The organism is Corynebacterium sp. ES2794-CONJ1, from assembly GCF_025660615.1.
Taxonomy (GTDB): Bacteria; Actinomycetota; Actinomycetes; order Mycobacteriales; family Mycobacteriaceae; genus Corynebacterium.
In genome coordinates, this window is record NZ_JAOTIM010000003.1 from 186,370 (window position 1) to 209,641 (window position 23,272).

General features: G+C 52.8%; 23 protein-coding genes. 17 read left to right on the top strand and 6 right to left on the bottom strand.

All coding sequences use genetic code 11. The annotated features are described in order from the left end of the window. The first annotated feature begins 122 nt into the window (after positions 1-122). The 7 genes from N7326_RS05075 to N7326_RS05105 all read left to right on the top strand — a co-directional run bounded on the left by N7326_RS05075 (position 123) and on the right by N7326_RS05105 (position 8,275). On the top strand, positions 123-2,747 hold the full coding sequence (locus N7326_RS05075) for a hypothetical protein (RefSeq protein WP_259158304.1): 2,625 nt from the start codon (positions 123-125) through the stop codon (positions 2,745-2,747). Positions 2,748-2,871: 124 nt separating this feature from the next. After that, positions 2,872-4,476 carry an ABC transporter family substrate-binding protein gene (locus N7326_RS05080; RefSeq protein WP_259289446.1) on the top strand — a complete coding sequence of 535 codons (1,605 nt, stop codon included), beginning with the start codon at positions 2,872-2,874 and terminating at the stop codon, positions 4,474-4,476. Further along, positions 4,469-5,344 (top strand): N-acetyl-1-D-myo-inositol-2-amino-2-deoxy-alpha-D-glucopyranoside deacetylase, encoded by an 876-nt coding sequence (mshB, locus tag N7326_RS05085; RefSeq protein WP_259158307.1) that lies wholly within the window; start codon positions 4,469-4,471, stop codon positions 5,342-5,344. Before N7326_RS05080 ends, mshB begins: the two co-directional genes overlap by 8 nt. Continuing rightward, positions 5,341-5,739: a hypothetical protein gene (locus tag N7326_RS05090; RefSeq protein WP_259078102.1), complete on the top strand. Its 399-nt coding sequence runs from the start codon at positions 5,341-5,343 to the stop codon at positions 5,737-5,739. Before mshB ends, N7326_RS05090 begins: the two co-directional genes overlap by 4 nt. 17 nt (positions 5,740-5,756) lie before the next feature. Then, entirely contained in the window at positions 5,757-6,077 is a 321-nt protein-coding gene (gene fdxA / locus N7326_RS05095; protein WP_259078099.1) for a ferredoxin, read from the top strand. A gap of 111 nt (positions 6,078-6,188) precedes the next feature. Continuing rightward, positions 6,189-7,289, top strand: coding sequence for a succinyldiaminopimelate transaminase (dapC, locus tag N7326_RS05100; RefSeq protein ID WP_259158309.1), 1,101 nt, complete (start codon positions 6,189-6,191; stop codon positions 7,287-7,289). A gap of 434 nt (positions 7,290-7,723) precedes the next feature. Then, positions 7,724-8,275 carry a GtrA family protein gene (locus N7326_RS05105; protein WP_259078444.1) on the top strand — a complete coding sequence of 184 codons (552 nt, stop codon included), beginning with the start codon at positions 7,724-7,726 and terminating at the stop codon, positions 8,273-8,275. A gap of 32 nt (positions 8,276-8,307) precedes the next feature. Here the strand turns inward: N7326_RS05105 and dapD are convergent, their stop codons facing one another. Genes dapD through N7326_RS05120 form a run of 3 tightly spaced genes read right to left on the bottom strand, consistent with a single transcriptional unit; the run spans position 8,308 to position 11,650 of the window. Beyond that, a complete protein-coding gene (gene dapD / locus N7326_RS05110) occupies positions 8,308-9,279 on the bottom strand; it encodes a 2,3,4,5-tetrahydropyridine-2,6-dicarboxylate N-succinyltransferase (protein ID WP_259078096.1) in 972 nt (323 codons plus the stop codon). A gap of 5 nt (positions 9,280-9,284) precedes the next feature. Further along, positions 9,285-10,676, bottom strand: a complete 1,392-nt coding sequence (locus tag N7326_RS05115) for an amino acid permease (protein WP_263088266.1) — start codon at positions 10,674-10,676, stop codon at positions 9,285-9,287. Between the two features lie 59 nt (positions 10,677-10,735). Beyond that, positions 10,736-11,650 (bottom strand): DapH/DapD/GlmU-related protein, encoded by a 915-nt coding sequence (locus N7326_RS05120; RefSeq protein WP_259078093.1) that lies wholly within the window; start codon positions 11,648-11,650, stop codon positions 10,736-10,738. Between the two features lie 82 nt (positions 11,651-11,732). Between N7326_RS05120 and dapE the strand changes: the two genes are divergently transcribed. From dapE to N7326_RS05155, 7 genes are all read left to right on the top strand, one after another. Then, entirely contained in the window at positions 11,733-12,821 is a 1,089-nt protein-coding gene (gene dapE / locus N7326_RS05125) for a succinyl-diaminopimelate desuccinylase (protein WP_259078091.1), read from the top strand. 41 nt (positions 12,822-12,862) lie between these two features. Then, positions 12,863-13,606 carry a TIGR00730 family Rossman fold protein gene (locus tag N7326_RS05130; RefSeq protein ID WP_263088267.1) on the top strand — a complete coding sequence of 248 codons (744 nt, stop codon included), beginning with the start codon at positions 12,863-12,865 and terminating at the stop codon, positions 13,604-13,606. Positions 13,607-13,678: 72 nt separating this feature from the next. Then, the gene (gene folP / locus N7326_RS05135; protein WP_259158367.1) at positions 13,679-14,491 is read left to right on the top strand and encodes a dihydropteroate synthase; all 813 of its coding nucleotides are present in this window, start codon (positions 13,679-13,681) and stop codon (positions 14,489-14,491) included. Next, a complete protein-coding gene (locus N7326_RS05140; RefSeq protein ID WP_259078089.1) occupies positions 14,488-15,204 on the top strand; it encodes a glycosyltransferase in 717 nt (238 codons plus the stop codon). Before folP ends, N7326_RS05140 begins: the two co-directional genes overlap by 4 nt. 60 nt (positions 15,205-15,264) lie before the next feature. Then, positions 15,265-15,597: a hypothetical protein gene (locus N7326_RS05145; RefSeq protein ID WP_259158311.1), complete on the top strand. Its 333-nt coding sequence runs from the start codon at positions 15,265-15,267 to the stop codon at positions 15,595-15,597. A 108-nt stretch (positions 15,598-15,705) separates the two neighbouring features. Further along, a complete protein-coding gene (locus N7326_RS05150; RefSeq protein WP_259078086.1) occupies positions 15,706-15,873 on the top strand; it encodes a DUF3117 domain-containing protein in 168 nt (55 codons plus the stop codon). A gap of 85 nt (positions 15,874-15,958) precedes the next feature. Further along, positions 15,959-16,822 (top strand): methyltransferase domain-containing protein, encoded by an 864-nt coding sequence (locus tag N7326_RS05155; protein WP_259078084.1) that lies wholly within the window; start codon positions 15,959-15,961, stop codon positions 16,820-16,822. On the opposite strand, the gene N7326_RS05160 is transcribed toward N7326_RS05155, so the two are convergent. Both N7326_RS05160 and glgA read right to left on the bottom strand, forming a co-directional pair. Then, the gene (locus N7326_RS05160) at positions 16,819-18,192 is read right to left on the bottom strand and encodes a GH32 C-terminal domain-containing protein (protein WP_263088268.1); all 1,374 of its coding nucleotides are present in this window, start codon (positions 18,190-18,192) and stop codon (positions 16,819-16,821) included. The genes N7326_RS05155 and N7326_RS05160 overlap by 4 nt on opposite strands. Positions 18,193-18,276: 84 nt before the next feature. Beyond that, the gene (gene glgA / locus N7326_RS05165) at positions 18,277-19,443 is read right to left on the bottom strand and encodes a glycogen synthase (protein ID WP_263088269.1); all 1,167 of its coding nucleotides are present in this window, start codon (positions 19,441-19,443) and stop codon (positions 18,277-18,279) included. 114 nt (positions 19,444-19,557) lie between these two features. Between glgA and glgC the strand changes: the two genes are divergently transcribed. Beyond that, entirely contained in the window at positions 19,558-20,775 is a 1,218-nt protein-coding gene (gene glgC / locus N7326_RS05170) for a glucose-1-phosphate adenylyltransferase (protein ID WP_259078080.1), read from the top strand. 63 nt (positions 20,776-20,838) lie between these two features. Here glgC and N7326_RS05175 read toward each other — a convergent pair whose 3' ends face one another. Continuing rightward, a complete protein-coding gene (locus N7326_RS05175) occupies positions 20,839-21,474 on the bottom strand; it encodes an O-methyltransferase (protein ID WP_263088270.1) in 636 nt (211 codons plus the stop codon). Positions 21,475-21,660: 186 nt separating this feature from the next. Here N7326_RS05175 and sigE point away from each other — a divergent pair, with 186 nt between their 5' ends. Next, positions 21,661-22,278 carry an RNA polymerase sigma factor SigE gene (gene sigE / locus N7326_RS05180; protein ID WP_259078073.1) on the top strand — a complete coding sequence of 206 codons (618 nt, stop codon included), beginning with the start codon at positions 21,661-21,663 and terminating at the stop codon, positions 22,276-22,278. 539 nt (positions 22,279-22,817) lie between these two features. Then, positions 22,818-23,258 carry a twin-arginine translocase subunit TatB gene (locus N7326_RS05185; RefSeq protein ID WP_259078071.1) on the top strand — a complete coding sequence of 147 codons (441 nt, stop codon included), beginning with the start codon at positions 22,818-22,820 and terminating at the stop codon, positions 23,256-23,258. Positions 23,259-23,272: the final 14 nt, after the last annotated feature.

A 23,272-nucleotide genomic window follows, 5' to 3' on the forward strand; every position in this document is an offset into this window, starting at 1 on the left:
GGCAGGGAGTGGACCTTCACGGGGGTATCCGAGGGTATAGGATTTAGGCAAGGCTAAGTTGCCGAGATATGGTAACTTCGAAAATTTTATCATTTGCCGATCGATCAGGGAGATCTTCTTAGATGCACAATCCAGCCCGTTTGACCGCCCTTGGCCTGACCACAGCCCTCGCGCTGCAAGGCGTTGCAGTCACTCAGCCATCAGTTCTAGCGTTAAGTGTAGTAGCAGCTCAGGCAGCTGAGATTGCATCACTCCCCAGCGATCAGCTGCTGAACCCCCCAGCCGACGCCGCACGTTACGAAGGTGCATTCACGAGCTTCGATACCATCTACCGTGCACGGCAATATTACGCCGATTCGGCTACCGAGTGGAACGAAGACTTCTATGCTTTCGACAGTCCACGCGCTTCCTGGAAGGGACTAGGATGGGCCAAGCAACACGCTCGAATAGCCCTTGCTGCCCGCACTTTCGTGCTTCTGCAAGCCGAGGATTTCCCCGAAGCGCGGGCCCTCGATCTTACAACGCTTGGATACAAAGAAGCGACCGACCTCAAGGCTAAAGAGATCCTCTCAGAGGCGAAGAAAAAGTTTGCGGAACTCAAAGATCAACCGAATGCCGAAGCGTGGTATCAGACCCGTTATACCGACATCGTGAGATCCCTTGCGATCTTAGAAACCTACACAAATGGAATCGTCGAGGTTAAGCGCATTCCAATAGCAGCGGTCATCGACTGGGGCGTACCCGATAAATATCCCACTGACTCGGCTCAACGGGCGAAAAAAGAGGACTTCGCTGACCTCGAGATATACAAGGTAGAGTACAACGAGTCGAAAGCGGATCAGAACTTCGTTACCGAGACCGCAGAAGCGAATGCGCAGACGAATACTGGTGTCCTCGAGGCCGCCCACGGTCCCCTGCAACCAGCCGATAGTGGTGAAGTTGATTTCGACCGACAAAAGTCTGACCTCAAGGAAAAAATAGCCGATACCCTTGAGCGGGCCCAGGCCCTTGCTGATTCTCAAGAATTTGTGAGCAAAGCCGAGGAATTAACAGCCACCGTCGAAGCCATCGATTCCGAGATGAAGCTACAGCAGGCCACCGAAGAAGTCAACGCGTTTGCCCGCTCCGTCGAGAAAGCTGCTAGCGATGAACTCGCTGCACAGAAGCAAGTGTATACAACTAAGTTGCAGGAGGCTCGGGCTCAGATCACCGCGCTCGTGGCAGCGGAGATCGCCGAGAATACGCGCACTCGAATCCTAAATGAACTTGACGAACTTGAACGAGGCGTGGCTGACGCGACCGATCGAGCAGCTCTCGAGAGTTTGAGCAGCGCGATTGAAACAGCCTTATTGAATGTTTCGGTGCACACTCATCGAGCCGAGGCTCTAAGAGAACTAGCTACTACTGATGCTGCTGTACAAGCCATCGGTGATGATGCGATCTCAAACAAGGCCGAGGATATACGCAGCAGGCTACTCGATGCCGTATCTCTCGATGGAGTAACTAGGATCGCCGAGGAGATCGAGCCCTTCAAAGCCGAAGCACAGTCAAGCCTCAATCAAAAAGTAGGAGAAATCCTACGCGAAACCGTTAAAGTAGCCAACGCCACGCAGGTATACGCCCAGGGAGCAGACTCGAGCCTATTGCAGGCTAAAGCACTTCAGGCAACGCAAATGCTGGGCGCACTCTCCCAAGCTGATCTGCCAGAACTTGTGACCAAGAAAGTGGCTGCTAGCGAGCTCAAAGAAAGTGTTCTCGCAATTAAGGTTCGCGTAGAAGAAAACTATCTCGCGACTGCGCAAACCTCTTTAACCGAGCGGCTGGAAGCCATCCTTGATAAAGCGACCCAGCTTGACAATCAAACGCTCAAGGGCCAAGCCGCGGATCTCCTCAACCAAGTCGGCTCTTCAACAGTGCACACTATCAAAGACCTAAAATCTAAGGTCACGGCTCTTGAGGCCCAGCTTATCGAGGCCCAGCTTGACGCTGCACGTCAACCATTGATTGTGCGTCTTGAAAGTGCAAAAGCGCAAGCGATCAAACTGAACGCTACCGAAATACTCGCTCAGATTGACACGCTTACCGATGATCTCTCTGCAGCTCAAAACTCAGAGGATCTAGCACCAATCGAAGCAAAGATCATGCAGGTGGAGCAGGATGTTCAGGATTTCTCAGCCAACCTCCGTGCCGAAAAGAGCGCTGCACTTATGAAGCGGTTGGAGGCTGCGAAGTCGGGTGCTGTGGCTGTGGGCGCTGATGCTGTGGTGGAGCAGGCTGAGGCTGTGATGGCTGAGGTTAATGCTGCTGCGAGTGTGGAGGCGCTTGAGCAGTTGGTGGCTCAGGTTGTAGAGGTTGAGCGGGCTGTTGCTGATGCTGTGGCTGAGAAGGTTGATGCTGCTCGTGCTCCGTTGGTGAAGCGGTTGGAGGCTGCGAAGTCGGGTGCTGTGGCTGTGGGCGCTGATGCTGTGGTGGAGCAGGCTGAGGCTGTGATGGCTGAAGTCAATGCAGCAGCATCAGTGAGTGCGGTGAGGGCCCTAGAGTCGCAGGTTAACGCCGTCGAGCGAGCACTTGATTCCTTTAAGAAAGAACAAGAAAAGGAAAAAGAAAAAGACACTCTCAGTACCGGTGCGATCGTAGGCATCGTAACCGCAGTTGTCGCGATACTGGGCGTCTTGCTGGCAGTGCTAGCCCAAGGAATCCCTGGAATCAACGCCTTCCTTGATTCGCTCCCTCTCCCAAGATTCTAAAACCGTATTTTCAATCTAGTGAGCTCTAGTCCTCCCGCAGGGGGCTAGAGCTCTGTTTTCGTAATTGTTTCATACACGGTTGCTTGTTTCGGTTGGAATCAGGCGACCAAGTAGACTTTGTAGTATGAAAGCTTTCGATCTCAGCTGGGGGATACTCCTCGTCGTGTCTCTGGCGGGCTGTTCGGCTTCGCCCGGCCCCCCTCCCGTTGAGGATCCGCTGGCTTCCCAGATATCTGTGGCTACCAGTACGACCACCGGCCAACCCACTCTCCAACAGACAGAACTTGTTATCGGGATCGATCAAGTGCAAACCGGATTTAATCCGCACCTACTTGTCGACGATTCGAGGTTCACCCGAACCCTCGCATCGCTTATTCTCCCCAGCGCATTCGTTGACGGAAAGCGAAATAAAGATCTGCTGACTAACGCCTACGTGCTGCCTGTACACACCTCTGCCACGAAGGCCGACCTCTTAATTCCGCGCGGTGTGGAAGAAAGAACTCAAGGCGATCTTCAGCGCGAGCGACCACTCGCATTTACTGTGCGATACGATATCGCCCCAGAAGCACAATGGAGTGATGGAACTCCAATCACTGTCGCGGATTTTGAATATTTGTGGTCTTCAATCATCGCTACTCCCGCTACCCTTAATCCCAGCGGTTATCGCGCAATTTCTGCTATCCGTTCCGCCAACGGCGGTAAGACGGTCTACGTTGATTTCGCCCAACCCTACGATGAATGGACGTCGTTATTTTCGGCTCTTTTGCCCGCTCACCTTCTACGCGGGGACCCTTTTTCCGAGGTGCTAGCAAGAGGGGTGCCCGCTGCAGCAGGGAAATTTGCGGTTCAGACGATCGATCGGCAGCGGGGTGTTTTTATCCTCAAGCGTAATGATCGGTGGTGGGGGCGTGAGCCCGCGCGCGTTGAAACACTTTCCTTCAGAGAAATTCGCAGCACGGCTCAGGGCATAGAGATGCTCAATAGCGGACAAGTTAGTTTTCTGGATCTCAACCCCACCCAGACCTCGCGCGAGGCGTATGAGTTAGTTCCAGGCACCCAAGTGTGGGAACAGTCCGATGAACTGGAACTCGAAATCGTAGCTAATACAAAGCTGCAACCAGTTGTGCGGCAGGAATTGCAGTCCTTAATCGATGCGCCCACTATCGCAAGATTGGCCTACGAGCGCACGAATCACCTTGATATCGACCCTACTGAACGGACGCCGCAAACACTGCATATCAAGCATCTAATCTCGCCGGTGCGAATCGGGGTTGATCCCTCTCAAGAACTAGACTTTAATGCTGCTCAGGCGCTCATGGCTCTTCTACAGGGCCATAACATTACAGCTACGATCGTTCAAGCTGATATGACCACCCTTGTCGGAGCACTGATCCCGCAAGGTAAGGTGGATGTGGTTGTCCACCGCACGAGTGCACAGTTACCCGAGCGCTATGCCTGCCCTGCAAAAGGATTGTTGGGCTCCAATATCTCGGGTTTTTGCGACGGGGAATTGCAACAGCGGATCGATGCCTATTACGCCGGGCGTTACCCCTATGATGAACTCCTCAACGATATTGCTGCAATTGAGCGAAAAGAAACCCTGCGAACGTCCATTGCTCGGGGTACGCGTCTCGAGGTTAAGGGCAGGGGTATTGTAGGTCCTGAACCGATTGAGGGAGACGACCCTCGAGGCACAACATCTTTGGATACCTGGAGAGTATATGATTAACCTGCGCGTCGTCGCAGTGCATGCCCATCCTGACGACGAAGCCATTTGGACCGGCGGGCTCCTAGCTCATCTTGCGGCACACGGTGCAGACGTTGAAGTTATTACCTGCACCCTGGGTGAACAGGGAGAAGTTATCGGCTCTCGCTACCAGAATCTGGTCGCCGCCGACCAATTAGGCGGATTCCGCATTTCTGAACTTAGTGAGTCGTTGACGCATCTAGGAATACGCGGAGAATTTCTCCGGGCCCCGGGATACTGGCGCGATTCCGGGATGGTCGGTGATGCTGCGAATGAACACCCTAGAGCTTTTATCCACTCAGCGGATAAGGCTGTGAAACAACTCATTGAGCAACTGCGCGATCATCCGCCGCAGCTGCTGATCAGCTACGGCCCCGATGGGGGCTACGGTCACCCGGACCATATCCGAGCTCACGAGATCACCGAGGCAGCCGCTCGTTATCTAGATATCCCAGTTTTATGGTGCGTGACCCATCAAGAGCTCCTCGCCGACGGCCTAAAAGTCATATCGGCCCCAGCGGGATGGCGTATGCCTAAGGCCGGAGAGTTGGCCTGTGTCGACTACTCCGATTTTGCGCTGCGGCTCAGCGATGATGTGCTAGCGAGGAAAGTGGGCGCTATGAAAGCCCACGCTACGCAAATTTGGGTGGCTGATGGAAGCAGCTGCGCAACCCGACCAGTTGCGGCCTATGCCCCGCAATCCGATCCAGAGCGAGCGCCCTTCACTTTTTGCTTGTCTAATATGATTGCTCAGCCATTAAGCCGGTATGAGCATTATCAATTTTCTGAGTTCTCCGATCCCCGACGACTACGCGAGATTGTGAGCCTGATAGAGGGTATCGAAAGATGAGCTCCGAGAATCCTCAGCGTTATATCTATTCGAATTTCTCCAAGGCGGAGGCGGCCTTCGGGCTCATGTGGCTCGCACTCGCCTCGCTTTTGTCCGTATTCCTCGAAGTGATTTACCTAGGTGTCTGGATATTCGGGGTCCCGGTGCCTTATACCATCGTGATCGCGTTCTTTTTTAATAGAGTTCTCAGTAATACGGCCCTTTTGTGGTCAAAGAATTTAGCGATCGCTGGGATTCCACTATGGGCTTGGACGATTGGCTATTTCCTCATGCTGATGGCGCCGAACCTAACAGGGGATCAGTTGGTAGGCTCGAGTATTCGGAGTATAGTGTTGATGTTTGCGGGACTAATCGGGGGTTTTCTGCCTTTGATGAAGTCAAGAATGGTTAGTTGAGAAGAAGTTGGAAAGTAATGACTTACACTATTGCCCAGCCATGCGTTGACGTGATGGACAAAGCGTGTGTTGAAGAATGCCCAGTTGACTGCATCTACGAAGGCAAACGCTCGCTTTATATCCACCCAGATGAATGCGTGGACTGCGGGGCTTGTGAACCCGCCTGTCCCGTAGAAGCAATCTTCTATGAAGATGATGTTCCTGATGAATGGATCGACTATAACGAGGCCAATGCCGCCTTCTTCGATGATCTCGGATCACCTGGCGGGGCGATGGGTCTTGGCCCCCAAGACTTCGATCCACCGCTGGTTGAAAAATTGCCTCCACAAAACCAATAGATCGTCCGCTAAGGCCCCTGGGTTCGACCCAGGGGCCTTAGCCTTTCATCCGTTAAACTGTTGAAGTGAGAATTTTCTCGCCCCTACTCTTACCCGATCAAGGATATTCCCATGGCCCGTCAATCACTCGCTGAAGTCCTTCCAGATTTTCCTTGGAATTCATTACTCCCCGCAAAGAAGCGAGCTAGCGCCCATCCTGATGGGCTCATCAACTTATCGGTTGGATCGCCCGTCGATCCTGTGGCTCCCGGTATTCAATTAACCCTTGCTGAATCAGGTCAAGCATCCGGGTATCCTCAGACGGTGGGGACACCCCAGCTACGCGCAGCTATCAAAGAGTCTCTAGCCAGGCGTTATAATATCCCTCAAGTCGAGGGTATTTTGCCTGTCGTGGGTACTAAAGAGGCAATAGCATGGTTGCCCACTCTGCTGGGCTGTCGTGGAAAGATTGTGATTCCGACTGTTGCTTATCCCACCTACGAGGTAGGGGCGCTGCTCGCAGGAGCGCAACCAATACGCAGCGATACTCCGTGGGATGTAGACGACCCTGACACTATTGATTTGATCTTCATTAATTCGCCGTCGAATCCCACTGGCCGTGTGCTTAGCCCTGAGGAACTCCGACAGTTAATCACTTTCGCTAGAGCACACGATATTATTGTGGCCTCTGACGAATGTTACCTAGGGCTCGTGTGGGAAGGCGAGGCCATGTCCATTCTTGATGAGCGGATTTCCCATAACGATCACCGCAATCTCTTGGCCATCCATTCGCTCTCAAAAACATCGAACCTTGCAAGCTACCGTGCCGGGTTTTTAGCGGGAGCGGATAATATCATCGCGGAGCTCACCGAGACTCGCAAACATGCGGGATTGATGGTACCCGGACCCATCCAAGCTGCGATGGTAACTGCGCTTGCCGACGATGACCAAGAAGCTCTGCAAAAACTGCGCTACGCCCGTCGCCGCACAGTCTTGCTTACTGCGCTTCTTCACGCTGGGTTCCAAGTCGAGGAGTCTTCTGCTGGGCTGTACCTGTGGGCCACCCGCGGAGAGGACTGCTGGACAAGTGTCGAATGGTTTGCCGAGCGCGGCATTCTTGTAGCGCCGGGTTCTTTTTATGGCCCTACAGCCACGCCATTCGTCCGTCTTGCTTTAACTGCGACCGATCAGGATATCGACAGTGCTGCGCGGCGCTTAGATATCGCCTCCTAGCCAGTTGTGCCACTCTTATTACATTCATCGGATCGCAAACGTGGAGTCGACCCAGGCTATGGTGCCTGCGTGTGAAGCTATGTGCTGCGAATGCTCTTGAGTAGGAGAATTCTGAGTGCTCTACTGCTTCCGGCAATAAAACTAATTGGGTCTGTTTTTGCAGCTGATGTCCTAGATGCATAAGCGCGCGCTATTAGTGGGGTGGGGAAGTGGAGAGTACCCAAGAATTTCCTATATCCGTGAAATTGTCCGCGCTTTTGTGCAAACGGATATTACCGATGCATCCCGACCTCAGGCCCTTGTGATTACTGGTGTTGATGAGAGATAAACTAACGGCACGTTTTAATTCGCTTAGAAACTTTGCAGCAGAGTAGTATAGGGAAAATCTGTTTTTAACAAAGAATAAGGGAGCGTAACGTCTAGTGGCTATCACTATGAGCGAGGCTGGCTCACATCTTCGGCAATTCCTCCAGTTTGGACTGGTGGGAGGCTCGGGGATCGTAGTCAACCTGGTCGTTGTCTATATAGCCAAGAAATGCGCTGCCTATGGTTTTAATATCAGCGAGCATGATGCCTTTCTGAATCTTTTGGGCAGTCGCTACCACATTCGCTGGTACCACGTCTTTATGACGGTAGCCTTCCTTGTAGCCAATACGTGGAATTATCAACTCAATCGAATGTGGACCTTTAAATCAGACCGGTTATCCAAGTGGTGGAGGGGATTTTTTGCTTTTCTCGCCACCGGCCTTTTGGCATTTCTGGTCAGCCAAGTGGTGGCCACCTTATTGATGAATCCTCTGAGCCCTGTGGCTCTTCCCACCGAGATTTTCGATGATTCCTCCGGGCTGCGGACCAAGTTCTACTGGGCGCTGATCATCGCTATCGGTTTGAGCATGCCAGTTAACTTCGTCGTTAACAAGCTCTGGACTTTTAAGCCCAAACCAATAACGATCATCAAGGACGTTGACCCCCAAGCTTTGAATTAAAAAATATCCTCTCGTTGTGAGAGGATATTTTTTTAATTGGCATGCAGTGCGGCGTTGAGCTCAATAGGATTTTTACCGTGGGCTACCGCTTCAATCGCGCCACTCAGGGAATTTCTGCGATATAAGATATTGCTGGCTCCCGATAATTCGACGGCTTTAATGGTATCGCCGTCGGCAAGCTCGAGGGCACGAGCCACGTCGCCGCGCACGATAATCTTGGCGCCGGCTGTAATATAAAGGCCCGCCTCAATAACACAGTCATTGCCAAGAGAGATTCCTAGTCCCGCATTGGCACCCAGCAGACATCTCTGAGCAATCGAGATGACCTGCTTGCCACCGCCCGAGAGGGTACCCATAATCGAGGCTCCACCACCGATATCAGAGCCATCTGCAACAACAACCCCAGCCGATATACGGCCCTCCACCATAGAGGCGCCGAGTGTGCCAGCATTAAAGTTCACAAAGCCCTCGTGCATGACGGTAGTACCTTCGGCTAGATGAGCGCCGAGGCGGATACGGTTGGCATCGCCGATGCGTACACCGCTGGGCATCACATAATCGACCATACGGGGGAACTTATCCACCGAGAACACTGTGACGGGGCCGCGCAGGGAGAGTAATTGCCTCGTCATTTCAAAATTCTCTGGAGAACAAGGGCCAAAATTAGTCCACACCACATTGGCCAGGAGACCGAAAATGCCATCAAGGTTTTGTCCGTGCGGTTTAACTAAACGGTGGGAGAGCAGATGCAGGCGCAGATAGGCATCATAGGCATCGATTGGTGCCTCGTCGAGGTTCTCAATCGTCGTACGGATAGCTACTCGGGTGGTACGACGATCTGGATCAAAAACAAGAAGATTAGTAAATTCATCCGGGGCATCAGCAAGCTGGACCGTACCCGGTGACTCAGGTGTGTCGGTCATGGTTGGGTTGGGGAACCAAGCATCTAAGACGGTTCCGTCTTCATAGATGGTGGCTAAACCAGTAGCGGTGAATGCAGTCATGGGTGCTAGAGTCCTTTCGAAGCTGATGATTTTTTAGTGATAAAGCTCGCGAGGACTGTCAGCGCAAAGATAATAGCGACGGACCAAATTTGTCCTCGTGCGCTTTCGTCTATCAGCATTAATCCTACGAGTGTGGCTAGCATGGCCAGGCAGATAATCGCACTCCACGGGTGGCCTAGCATCCGCACTTTGGTGATTTCATTATTTCGAACTAGTTCGGGGTGCAGTTTCATCCAGCTGGCTGCGATCATGACCCAGAGGACGATCAAGCAGCCACCTACGGCATTGAGCAGGAATGTGAGCAATCCTGGCGGGTTCCAGAACTGCAAACCGACAGAGCCAAAGGCGAAGAACATTGAGAGGATCACCGCGTTCATCGGCACCCCTTGTTTACTGATAACACCAAGGATTCGAGGTGCATTGCCGCGTTCCGCGAGGGAGAAGATGAGGCGGGAGGTCCCATAGATTTGCGCATTAAAGGCACTCAGGAGCGACAAAACGATCGTGGCCTCCATGAAACCTACAACATAGGGAATATTGGCCAGGCCCAGAATAATGGTAAATGGTGATTCGGCTGCGTTAGAAGCTCCAGTAATGCTCTCAAATGGCAATAAGGCGATGATAACGAGCACCGAGCCGAGATAGAATAACGATATACGCCAGATGACGGAGCGGACGGCGGTCGATATGGAGGAGGCGGGATCTTCGGATTCGGCCGCTGCAATTGTGATAATTTCTACTCCACCGAAAGCGAAGGCTACAGCTAGAAGGCCTGTGGCTACCCCGGCGAAGCCATTAGGCATAAAACCGTTGCCAAGTATATTGCGCATGCCCACGTACTCAGTACCAGGTAGTAACCCAAATACGAGCAGTACGCCCACAATAAGGAAAAGTATAATGACGGCGACTTTGATGAGGGCAAACCAAAATTCGAATTCACCGAATCCCTTCACGTGCGCCAAGTTGATGACAGCGAAGATAGCCACGCTGATCAGGGCAGGAATCCACGGGGCGACTCCAAACCACTCTCCCATAATTGCCGCGGCCCCGGTCATTTCTGCCCCCATAACCATGGTGAGCATAAACCAATAGAGCCACCCGGAGGAGAATCCAGCCCAGTGTCCGAAGGCCTGTTCGGCGTAGACAGAGAAGGATCCCGAGGTCGGGCGTGCGGCGGCCATCTCGCCGAGCATCTCCATGAAAAGCACAACGATGATGCCTGCAAATATATAGCCGAGAATAACCGCGGGCCCGGCGGCTTGAATTCCTACGCCGGTACCAAGAAAGAGTCCGGCACCGATTGAGGATCCTAGACCCATCATGGTTAGGTGTCGGGTTTTTAAGCCTTTACCTAAACTCTTGGTCGCTGTCGTTGTTGTTGAAGGGGGATTTTCCATAGGGAATACTCTAGTATCCCGCTTGCTGCGGAGACTAATAAATCCGAACCGAAAATACTTTAGGAGGCGATTTTTTCCGCAAATGGTTCCCGGTAGTCCGGATGCATGGTGATCGACCAGTCGGATTGCCCGGCAATGACCTGAGCGGGTGCGATGCCACCAGTATCGGCGAAGCGGAGGAGAGTGCCAGGCTCGAGGACGACTTTATGACCTATATGGCAGCGATCGCCAAGGTCGAGACCCAGAACCGAACTGCTTACTCCGAAGGTGCAGTTTTTTCCAATGCGCATGGGCTGTGGCTTGGAGCTCATCAGAGATGACGAGAGCATTAACGTGCACCCAGCATCGATAACAGTGCCTGAGGAGATGCGCCCTTCAACGGTGCACGCGCCGAGCGTACCAGCGTTATGGGAGACAAAGCCCTCCCGCAGAACGCGAGTTCCAGGGGCCAGGTAAGCCCCCAAACGTACCCGCTCTGCCTCCGAAATTTGGATACCGGATGGCACCACATAGTCCACCATGCGCGGCAAAGGATCGATACCGTAGACGTGGATCAAACCCCGAGAGCGCAGTGAGGTGCGCATGAATTCGAAATTATCGGGCAGACACGGACCCTTGTTAGTCCACACCACCACGGAGAGCTTTTCCAAGGCCTGCGTCATATTAATCGTATTGGGTTCGACCAAGCGGTGGGAGAGTAGATGCAGCCGCAGATACACGTCATAAGGATCTTGAGGTTCTAAACTGAGATCGCGAATGACAGTGCGAACAGCTACTTGCTCAACCATGCGGTCATTATCAAGCTTCACCAGATTGAGCAGCCGCACAGGGAGATCCTGGGCTCCAAGACGTTCCGTGCCAGCGCTATAAGAAGCAGGATCGATAAGTGCCGGAGAGGGGAACCAAACATCTAAGACATCCCCATCCATCGAAATATTTGCGATACCAACGCCCGTTGCACCGTGTTTTAGCATGCGCCTAACTTTAGTGGCTGAAAGCTTGAGAAATAAAACCGTCTCAGCTGCCTCCCACTCATGACGGTCTACACTAAAACCTATGATTGATCTCAGCATGGACCCTGTCGAATTAACTGAGGCTTTGATGAATATTCCGAGCCCCAGCCATCACGAAGAAGCTCTCGCAGATGAATTAGAAGGTTCTCTCCGGAAACTGCCAGACGTTGAAGTTTTGCGCTTAGGTAACAGTCTCGTGGCACGTACCAATCGCGGTTTACCGGCGAGGGTCATCCTCGCCGGCCACATAGATACTGTGCCCCCAGCCGAGAACCTACCCGCACGAAGGGGGTTGGACTCACGCGGCCGCGATACCCTCTTTGGTTTAGGCAGTGTCGATATGAAATCGGGGCTAGCAGTGTATGCCCACACTTTTGCCACCCTCAGCCAATCACCTGATCTTAAATACGATCTGACCTTGGTCTGTTACGAAGCCGAGGAGGTAGCGGAGCGCTACAATGGCCTAAAGTTTATCGCCGAGCAGCACCCCGAATGGCTACGAGGTGATCTCGCGCTTTTGGGAGAACCATCAGAAGCCATTATTGAGGCAGGTTGCCAGGGCTCGATTCGGCTTAAGGTGAGCGCGAGAGGGGTGCGCGCGCACTCTGCACGGAGCTGGTTAGGCTTGAATGCAATGCACCTTCTAGCCCCCGTGATTGCAAATATTGCTGCCTATAAAGCCAGCGAGGTCGACGTTGATGGGTGTTACTACCACGAAGGTCTGAATATCGTGCACTGTGAGTCGGGGGTGGCTACCAATACGATCCCTGATGAAGCGTGGCTATACGTCAATTACCGATTTGCTCCGCACCGTGATCTTGATGCAGCAATGGCGCACCTCCTTGAGGTTCTAGATCTCCCAGATTCTGTGGACTACGAGATCGACGACGCCGTTCCTGGTGCACGCCCAGGTTTGGACCAGCATGTGGTCCAAGACCTTATCGCTGCCACGGGGCAAGAACCGCGCGCCAAATTCGGATGGACAGACGTTGCACGCTTTAGCGAGCTAGGGATACCCGCTGTGAATTTTGGTTCTGGCGACCCCAGTTTCTGCCACAAGAAGGATGAACAATGCCCAGTGGAGATGATTACTGAACTTGCTGAGGTGCTGAGGCGCTATTTGGTGGCCTAAGTGTGCGACAAAGTTATAAAGCCTCATCTAATCTGGACGACATGGAAAAAAAAGAACGTATGATGTGTGGCCCAGTGCTGCTGAAGAACTCCATGAACCAGCCTGGTTCTACCTATGATCAGCGGCTCCTTGAGGTCGGGGCAAATCACGACTGGAAACACGCCGATCCGTGGCGGGTCTTGCGTATCCAGAGTGAATTCATCACTGGTTTCGATGTCCTTAGTGAGCTTCCCCGGGCAGTAGCTGTATTTGGTTCTGCACGGATGCAGGCCGAGCATCCGTGGTACCGCCTGGGCGAAGAAGTTGGCCAGGAATTAGTAGAGGCCGGCTATGCCGTCATCACTGGTGGCGGCCCAGGCCTCATGGAGGCAGCCAATAAGGGTGCCAGTGACGCCGATGGTCTATCCGTGGGCTTGGGTATCGAGCTTCCCCATGAGCAGGGCATGAATGACTATGTAGATATGGGTGTTCATTTTAGGTACTTCTTCGCCCGCAAAACTATGTTTCTGAAGTACTCTGAAGGATTTGTATGCCTGCCAGGCGGTTTGGGAACAATGGATGAGCTTTTTGAAGTTCTATGCATGGTGCAGACTGGCAAGGTAACGAACTATCCTATTGTGCTACTCGGGACGGAATTTTGGGCTGGTTTAGTGGACTGGATGCGTAGCCGCATGGTTGATGCAGGAGTCATTAGTGAATCGGATATGGATCTCTTCCTAGTAACGGATTCGGTTGCTGAAGCTGTCGCTCATATCCGTGCATACCACGCTGCTGCGGAGCAGTAAATTGTGATTTCGGCTTCTCGACCTCCAATACGCAGTGCTTTTGCGCCCCGCGATTCGTCCATCGCCATTGTCATGGCCATCATTAATCGCACCCCCGATTCTTTTTATGATGCAGGAGCAACTCACGATGTTGATCGTGCCTTTGATCGTGCCCTTATGGTGGTCGACCAGGGTGCGCGCATTGTGGATATAGGGGGAGTCAAGGCGGGGCCAGGGGAGGTGATCAGTCCTGCTGAAGAGATTGACCGCGTGGTACCGCTTATTGCGAGGATTCATGACCGGTTTCCAGATATCACCATATCCGTGGATACGTGGCGAGCTGAGGTGGCTGCGGTTGCGATCGAAAATGGGGCTACTTTGGTCAACGATACGTGGGCGGGCCACGACCCTGAGTTGATCGAGGTGGCAGGCCACTTTCGAGTAGGTTATATATGCTCCCATACAGGTGGGGCTATCCCGCGCACGCGCCCTCACCGCGTGCACTTTGATGAGCTTGTATCCGATGTCATCGCTGAAACTACCTCGCTGGCAACGAGGGCAGTAGATTTAGGGGTTCCCGAGGACAAAATTTTTATCGACCCCACGCATGATTTCGGTAAAAATACTTATCACGGCCTGGAGCTACTACGCCGCATTGATGAGCTCGTGGCAACAGGCTGGCCGGTACTTATGGCTTTGAGTAATAAAGATTTTGTTGGAGAAACTCTAGATCGCCCTGTTAAACAGCGAGTCGCTGGGACTCTAGCTGCAACAGCATGGGCTGCAGAGCGGGGAGTAGCCTGCTTTCGGGCCCATGAGGTAGCTGAAACCATTGATACTATACGTATGACCGCAGCCATTGCGGGCATACAGCCGCCGTTACGCGCGACGAGAGGCCTGGTATGAGTGACTTTGATGTAGTAATTCCCGCCCTGAATGAGCAAGATACCATTGCTGATGTGGTGGGTGCTGCCCTCGGCTCGCAGGCTTGCAATGTATTCGTCATTGACTCAGATTCCACCGATGAGACCGCCCAGCGTGCGCGGATAGCTGGTGCGCAGGTGATAAATTGGCGTGAGGTTCTCAGCGATATCCCACCGCGGCCAGGCAAGGGGGAGGCTTTATGGCGTGGGGTGGCGGCCGCCTTAAGTCCTGTCATCGTTTTTGTCGATGCCGATGTCCGAGGACTCACCTCAGAATCAGTGAACTCGCTAGCTAAACCTTTCGCCGATCCATCAGTAGACCTCGTTAAGGCCAACTATCAGCGTACTTACCTCGGTTATTCTACCGGGGGAGGCCGGGTAACGGAACTGTGTGCAAAACCTTTGATGCGTATCCTTTTCCCGCATCTAGCTCATATTGCCCAGCCGTTGGCCGGGGAGTACGCGGTGCGGCGGGACTTTGTCCGCCGAGTTTCCTTTATTTCAGGCTACGGGGTGGAGATAGGCCTGCTTATAGACGCTTCCCATATCGTTGAAGTAGCCTTGCCTCCGCGCGTTCATCGAAACCGCCCCTTGGAGCAAGTGCAAGGTGTAGCTGAGGACGTGGCACAGGCTATTTTGGCCAAGGCAGGACTCTGTGAGGTGGATATGCGTCCCCCTCTCAATGATTATGATTAAGCCTCTGTGGCTGTAGACACGTTATGCGAACTGGCAGGGCACGAGGGGTAGGATATAACTATGAACATGGTTGCTGTTACCACCGTTATTATCATGGTTGCACTGCTGCTGGTCCTGACTATTGCCGCCTCGGGAATCATATATCTGGTTCTGAAAAAACGCGACGGCGCAGCCTTTAAGCCGCAACCTATTGAAGTTGATGTTGATGTCACTGCAGTAAATAAGCGCGCTATTGGCGAGCGTAATCCTGCAGGTCTTCAGTTCCACGATGGGGTTCCGGGCTACGACAAGCGTGAGGTTGACGCGGTATTACGGGAGCTATTTGACCAGCTATCTCACACTTCTTCCTTAACAGAGCTCCCGCAGGCAACCGATAAAGATATACCAGAGTAATTTAAACCTGCTCTTTACTCCGTATTTTCATGTGAGATCTGTATTTTGTATTGACCTTTAAGGTAGACTTAAATACTAGGACTGAAATAAAAAAGAATGAGAGAGAATATGGCAGCCATGAAACCCCGTACGGGTAATGGTCCGATGGAAGTAGTCAAAGAAAATCGCAAGATTGTCATGCGAATTCCCACCGATGGTGGTGGGCGTCTTGTTATCGAGCTCAATGACAGTGAGGCTGCAGAGCTCGCTGAACATCTAGCCGCAGTAGGTAGCTAGACCATCCCACCTAGAGGTTCCGCTAACAGGGGAAGCGGAACCTCATTTCTTTAGCAACATTCTCTTATTCAGACTGGATACTGCAATGCTCTCCCATATCGTCGACGTTCTCGCCGATCCAGAAGATGGAACCAGACTATTTCTTAGCGAAAACGGTCGCTACTTATCATCAGAGAGCGGACACACGTATGATGTGGCCAAACAAGGCTATGTTTCCTTAGTTGGAGGATCTGGTCTTCGACACCATGGAGACGATCTAGCGATGGTGCGAGCCCGTGAAAGCTTTCTCGCGTTAGGCCATTTCGCTCCTTTCGTCGAGACGGTGTCGACCGGGATCGACGAAGCCCTATCCGGAGTTGAAGCTCGTGAACCAGTCATTCTCGAGATTGGAGCGGGTACCGGTTATTACCTTTCCCATATCTTAGATTCGATCCCCGACTCCCGAGGGGTGGGTCTCGATATTTCCACCCCCGCGGCTAAGGCACTGGCGAAGAGTCACCCTCGCGTTGGTGCCGTCGTGGCTGATGCTTGGAAAACTCTGCCTATCAGACCACAGAGTATTGACGCTATCGCCGTTGTTTTTGCGCCGCGTAACCCCCAGGAGTTCTCGCGTGTACTTAAGACTAACGGTGAAGTAGTGATTTTAAGCCCTAACCCGAATCATTTGCAGGAACTGCGAGAACCGCTCGGGATTTTGCGAGTGGAAAAAGATAAAATCCATCGGATGCTCGAACAGTCAGCTAAATATTTTGACGTGGCGGATGAAGGCCACGAGGTCGAATTCTCGATGCGTCTAGACCAGGAGTGCATCGCTGCCCAGATTGGTATGAGTCCATCAGCACGTCATATTCCACCCGCAGATTTAGAAGCGCGCATCTCCTCTTTAGACCCGGTCATGATGGTTACAGCAAGCGCAACCATCACACGGCTTCGAAAAATACAGCCCTAAGCCGGAAAGATCTCTGGCAAGGGTTTAATAAGGGTGGATCTCTCAACCTCTACCTGCTCCGAGTTGTGGAGAACGAATCGCGTGGTGGGTCCGTCAAAGTAAACTCGGCTAGCCATGGCTACTTGTCCACCGTTGCCGAATACTTCCACTGTTGAGCCATCAATGATGACTGTCATCGAGCTCGTTGCATCATAAAGAAGAGGTGCGCTAGCGACTGCATCGCCCGCGTGGTTCGGATTCATCGAGCGATCTAAGGTGATGTGATCACCATAATGAGTGATCGTGCATATAATCTGATCGTTAATATCTAGAACGGTGATGGTTTGATGTTCGCCACGAGGAATCTCGCTAATACCCGTCCACATAGAGGCACGATCTGATTCCTCAATGGCAGCGATGATGCCGCTCGTAGGGGTCTGGTAAATATGGCCCCCCTGAAGGGTAATCTCGCGCGCGAGGCTGAGGCAGTTCGCCCACCCTTCAGCGCGGAAACTCAGGTGCGCGCTCCCGTCATCCTGGCGGGAGGCACTATTAAGAAGGCCAAAGATCACAGTGTGCTCTTTATTGTCGGCATCGGGTGCCCAGTTTACAGTTCGGGGGCGTCCGAAATCGTGTCCATAATCCATGCGCTGGAAAGGCTTTGCCACCTCGAACGAGGTACCATTGAGCTTTCCCACAAGACAGCCCGCAATATCTCTGCCGTTCTCGTCGATCGTGACGAGCAGGATATCGTACAGATGCTGATCTATTTCATCGCGAAGTTGGAAAATACGAGGCGCCACCACAAATGTGGAAGCAATGCCAGAATCGCCGTGAATCGTCAACGGCCCGCGCATCTTAAAGTGTTGGCCATCAGCGGAATCTAGAACGACGAGTACAGGATCTGAGGATGAACCCGCCACCGCGACCATCAGATATCCACTATCCACCGGAATCACGCAGGGAGAACGAAAACGTGACAACCCTTCATGGTTAGCGACAACTGTTCCTATATCAACAATATGCTCGTCCAGGATGAGGTCATCATCATCTAAGTCCGCGATTGTTTCGCCTAGGTCATCGACTCGGGCGGCCTTAATAGTGCGCTCATTGCCCACCACGTGAGTGTAATAGAAGGTGGTGGAATCGCCCGTTGTTACTACCGAGCCAGCCCGGATGGATTCGTGGTCTTTGGTGGAGGCGAGTACATCGGTGCAGATTTCGAAATCGAAAGCTGTGGCGGAAGAAACTAAGTGGGCCCACCTAGAGGGTTGGGTGGGATCTGGACGGTATTGGTTGAAAAGATGCCAGTAGGTGCCGTCGTACAGCGCTCCAGCGGGGGCGTCCAGAATGCCGTGATCAGGGTGGATATGCAGTTCGGGGCGATACATAATTGTTGTGGGCTCCTGCCAGTTGACGAAGGCTGTTATGCCTCCCAGCGTAGTAGCAAAAGCCCACGACTGCAGATATCGACACTAAAGGAGGGAGCGATAGATTTCCACCGTCTGCGTGGCTATCTTGTCCCAAGAAAAAAGCTCCACGGCGCGTGTACGCCCCGCCAGGCCGAAGGCTTTGACCCGCTCTTGGTCGGCTATGAGTGCATTAACTTCTGCGGCGAGATCGCGCTCGAAGGCCGTGGTATCGGCTGGATCGTAATGCACTAAGAGGCCTGTCTGACCATCGGCTACGACTTCGGGGATGCCGCCGACATCTGAGGCCACCACGGCGGTACCGCAGGCCATCGCCTCAAGATTAACAATTCCCAAGGGTTCATAGATGGAGGGACAAATAAAGGCGTCAGCAGCGCTTAGAATTTCCTGAATTTTAGGTTTGTCCAGCATTTCCTGCACCCAAAATACTCCAGCTCGTTGGTGCTGTAATTCAGTGACCAGAGTGGAAATCCGGCTGGCTATCTCGGGGGTGTCGGGGGCACCGGCACAGAGCACCAGCTGAATCTCGGGGTCAAAGTGGGCCGCCGCCCGCACGAGATGTTCCACCCCCTTTTGCCGCGTTATGCGCCCCACAAAGGCGACGATCGGGCGAGTAGGATCGACACCCAAGGAGTGTAGAACAGAAGTACCCTCATAGGCTGGGCGCGGCTGCCACACAGTGGTATCGATTCCGTTAAGAACCACGTGAACCTTGGCGGCATCGACACGCGGATACGCTTCGAGGACAGCTTCTTTCATCTTCTGTGACACCGCAATGACTGCATCAGCATACTCCATCGCATTACGTTCGGACCACAACGAAATATCATATCCACCATTGAGTTGTTCGCGTTTCCACGGGCGATCGGGCTCGAGTGAGTGAGCCGTGACAACGTGGGGAATATTGTGTAGCTGGGAAGCGAGATGTCCTCCTAAACCCGTGTACCAGGTGTGAGTATGTACGACCTGAGCATCGCGGCAGGCTTCGGCCATATAGAGACCTGTCGAAAGGGTCTGGATAGCCGGATTCGCATCACGCAGGCCAGGATCGGCGCTGTGGACGAAAACATTGTCCTCGTCACGGGGTGCCCCCATGCAGTGTACGTCTACGGGTACGATCTCTCGCATATAGCGAGTGAGCTCTGCTACGTGGACGCCAGCACCTCCATAAATCTCTGGTGGATATTCTTTAGTTAATAGTGCGACTTTCATAAAGATAACGGTAGTGGCAATGAGGCTAGGGCGCTGAGTATTTGAAAGGTGGCGTGGATCGCATTTTTCTCAATACCCTAACGGTGGTAGAACTTTCGCATTAAATTAGACACTGTGAAAAGTCAAAATAATGTCCTTGCCATCGTCTTGGCCGGCGGAGAAGGGAAACGTCTCTTCCCTCTGACTGAAGACCGCGCTAAGCCTGCCGTTCCCTTCGGCGGCACTTACCGATTGATCGATTTTGTTTTGTCCAATTTGGTCAATGCCGGTTATATGAAGATCTGCATTCTTACTCAATACAAATCTCATTCGCTAGATCGTCACATCTCACAAGCGTGGCAATTTTATGGCCCGACCGCTCAGTATATTGCGTCGGTGCCGGCGCAGCAGCGTCGAGGCAAGCACTGGTACCGGGGCTCAGCGGACGCAATTTTGCAGTCACTGAATCTCATCTACGATGAACGCCCTAATTATGTGCTGGTATTTGGCGCTGATCACGTTTATCGCATGGATCCGGAGCAAATGGTCGACGAGCATATCGCCTCCGGCAAAGCTGTATCTGTAGCTGGTATCAGGGTGCCCCGATCTGAGGCCAGTGCTTTTGGCTGCATTCAAGCCGATGAGGCAGGAAATATTACGGAATTTCTGGAAAAGCCCGAGAACCCTCCAGCTGTACCCGACGATCCAGACGTCACCTTTGCCTCAATGGGCAATTATGTATTTACTACGGACGCCCTCGTTGAAGCTCTACGGGAGGACGGTATCAACGAAAATTCCGAGCATGATATGGGCGGGGATATCATTCCGTATTTTGTTGAGCGCGGAGATGCACACGTTTATGACTTTACGAACAATATAGTTCCAGGATCCACGGATCGTGATCGGGGATACTGGCGTGACGTGGGTACCATCGATGCCTTCTACGAGGCTCATATGGATCTGATCTCGGTTCACCCGATCTTTAACCTGTATAACCAGCAGTGGCCGATCCGCTCAACTGACCTGACGGAATTACCTCCAGCTAAATTTGTGCAAGGCGGCATCGCGCAATCCTCGATGGTGGCCCAGGGCTCCATTATTTCGGCCTCTACGGTTCGCAACTCGGTGCTATCGACCGGTGTCATAGTCGAGGAGGGAGCCACGGTGGAGGGTTCGGTTCTAATGCCGGGAGTTCGCATCGGTAAGGGGGCTGTCGTGCGCCATGCTATCCTCGACAAGAACGTGGTAGTTACGGACGGAACGCTCATTGGTGTGGACCATCAGCGGGATGCAGAGCGCTTCGCCATTAGTCCCGGCGGGGTTGTTGTTGTAGGAAAGAATGTAGTCGTTTAAAGATCACATGAGAAGAGGAATCTCGCCCCACTCAAAAATTATTTGGGGGGCGGGATTTTTTGACTACTGCACAGTCACGATGACTAGGCCGGCACCTAGGGGAAGCCTGGTGACCTGAACTGACTCCAGCGAATTGAGGTAGTCCTGCAGGTCGCGGGCAGCTACAGTTTCTCGGTCGCGTCGCGTCTGGTCGCTGGGGGTACCGTCGAGCAGGATATCGGGGATGATTACACTCCCACCTGCACTTAAAAGGGGGAGCGAGGCACTAATAAGAGCTCTCGCATCAATGGGGGATACTTCTCCGTAAATAATTTGATAAGACTTTTTAGCTAGGCGCCCCATGACATCGAGAGGGCGGGATGGTAAAAAGCGCACTCTAGTGGGGGAGAAGGATGCATTACGGAAGATCTCAGCGGAGCGCCGGTGATATTCTGGCTCCGGGTCGATGCAGGTGAGAGTGCCCTGAGAATTCATTCCCTGCAGCAAGAAGTAACCGACGACCGCGCTCGCGGGGGTAATAGCGATGGCCCCTTGAGCTTTACTCGTGGCTGCTAGGGTGCTCAATAATTGACCGATGTGGATATCGGGCGCACTGAGCCCAAATTCCTCGGCCGTCTCGTAGGCTAGCTCGAGAGTAGTATCGGCAGGGCTAATGGCTTCGATATAGGAGCGTAGTTCTTCAGTCACACCTCTAAGCATAGAGTTTCTCGACTGTTTTATCCTTCGCAAAACACCGATACTCTATAGTTCAACTTCCCCTCGGAGCTTCGATGGAGTGTTGATACAGTCACCCCCTTTCTCCACATCCGAGATATTCTCGCTCTCCCAGCTAATTCACAGAGTTCTATCTGGCTTTTTGAAGACAGTTCGGGAACAATAGACCACATGACCACAACGCCTCGCCCGACTGATGCCGGCGCTTATGCTGCGGACCTTTCCGGAACCGCGGCCTTTGATGCAGGCGTAGGTTCCATGCCAGATTGGAGCGATCTCGTTTCTGAGCATGCGGACAGCGTATACCGGCTCGCCTTTCGACTCAGTGGCAATCAACATGATGCTGAGGATCTCACCCAAGAAACCTTTATGCGAGTCTTCCGTTCCCTGGATAAATATCAACCTGGTACCTTTGAGGGCTGGTTGCACCGTATTACTACTAACCTCTTTTTAGATATGGTGCGGCGCCGCACGAAAATCCGCATGGAAGCTCTACCAGAGGACTACGAGCGAGTTCCGGGAACCGATATGACCCCTGAACAAGCCTATAACGTGGCCAACCTTGACCCAGCTTTGCAGGAAGCGCTCGACGCACTGGCCCCCGATTTTCGAGTGGCAGTAGTGCTCTGCGACGTGGTGGGTATGAGCTACGAGGAGATAGCCGCAACTTTGGGCGTCAAGATGGGCACTGTGCGTTCGCGTATCCACCGGGGCAGGAGTCAGTTGCGAGCGATGCTGGAGGCGAAGGCTGAAGTTGACGCTGATGCGCAATTGCTCATTCGCAGCTAATGCTAAACACTAAACTCTAAACACTGACTCGCCACAACCATATGGCGAGTCTTTCTCTTATAGTGGACGGTGGGGAACTAACGGCATATGCGGTTCGTTCCACTTATGACCTCTAGGTTATAAACCTGTGATTCGAATCGAGAAAGCTGGTGGGCTATGGCGCAACGAGACAAGCCGCAGCGTTCCAGAACATTTGATATTTCCTCCCAAGTCCGAAAGTTATCAGCGATTGACCATCTCAATCCTGAGGCCATAGCTGCCTTGGCAGATAACGAGTTGTGTCCCGCTGCCACACACCGAGCCCATATACATCTAGTTCACTGCCACGAGTGTCGTCTCGAAGTAGAGAAACAACGGCTAGCATCGCAGCGCCTACGCAATTCTTGTTGCCAATCATTGGAAGCCAGCTCGGAGCTAATGAGACGCCTGCATCAAATTGCTGACTGTGTAGAGTCGGATCAGCATCCCTTGCGATCGAAGATGTCAAAGATTCGGCTGATGAGATGGAAATAGCGCACATGCAGGGTAAGGTTATTTAAGTGTTTAGCTCAATTGGTTGGGGAGAAATTTTCTGGATTCTCATCCTCGCTATGATTTTCATTGGCCCCGAAAAGCTCCCAGGCGTCATTGAGGATGCCCGTGCTGCTATTTTTGCTGCTCGCCGCGCCATCAATAATGCTAAAGCTGAACTAAATGGGGAGTACCTGGAGGAATTCGAAGATTTCCGTGCTCCCATTAACCAGATCGCTGGTTTGCAGCGAATGGGTCCCAAAGCCGCATTAACTAAAGTGCTCTTTGACGGAGATTCTGAGGCCATCGATTCTCTCGACCTGAAGAAACAGCTCGGTGAGCTTGATTCGCCAACTAGTGCCGCACGCACCGAACTTAGTCCCGACCGTCAAGCCTCCCAGGCCGATATACCCAATAACGCGGTATCCGGCCCGAGAAACCGGGACTTTAGCTGGGATGATGTCCTATAGCCCCTATCCAATCA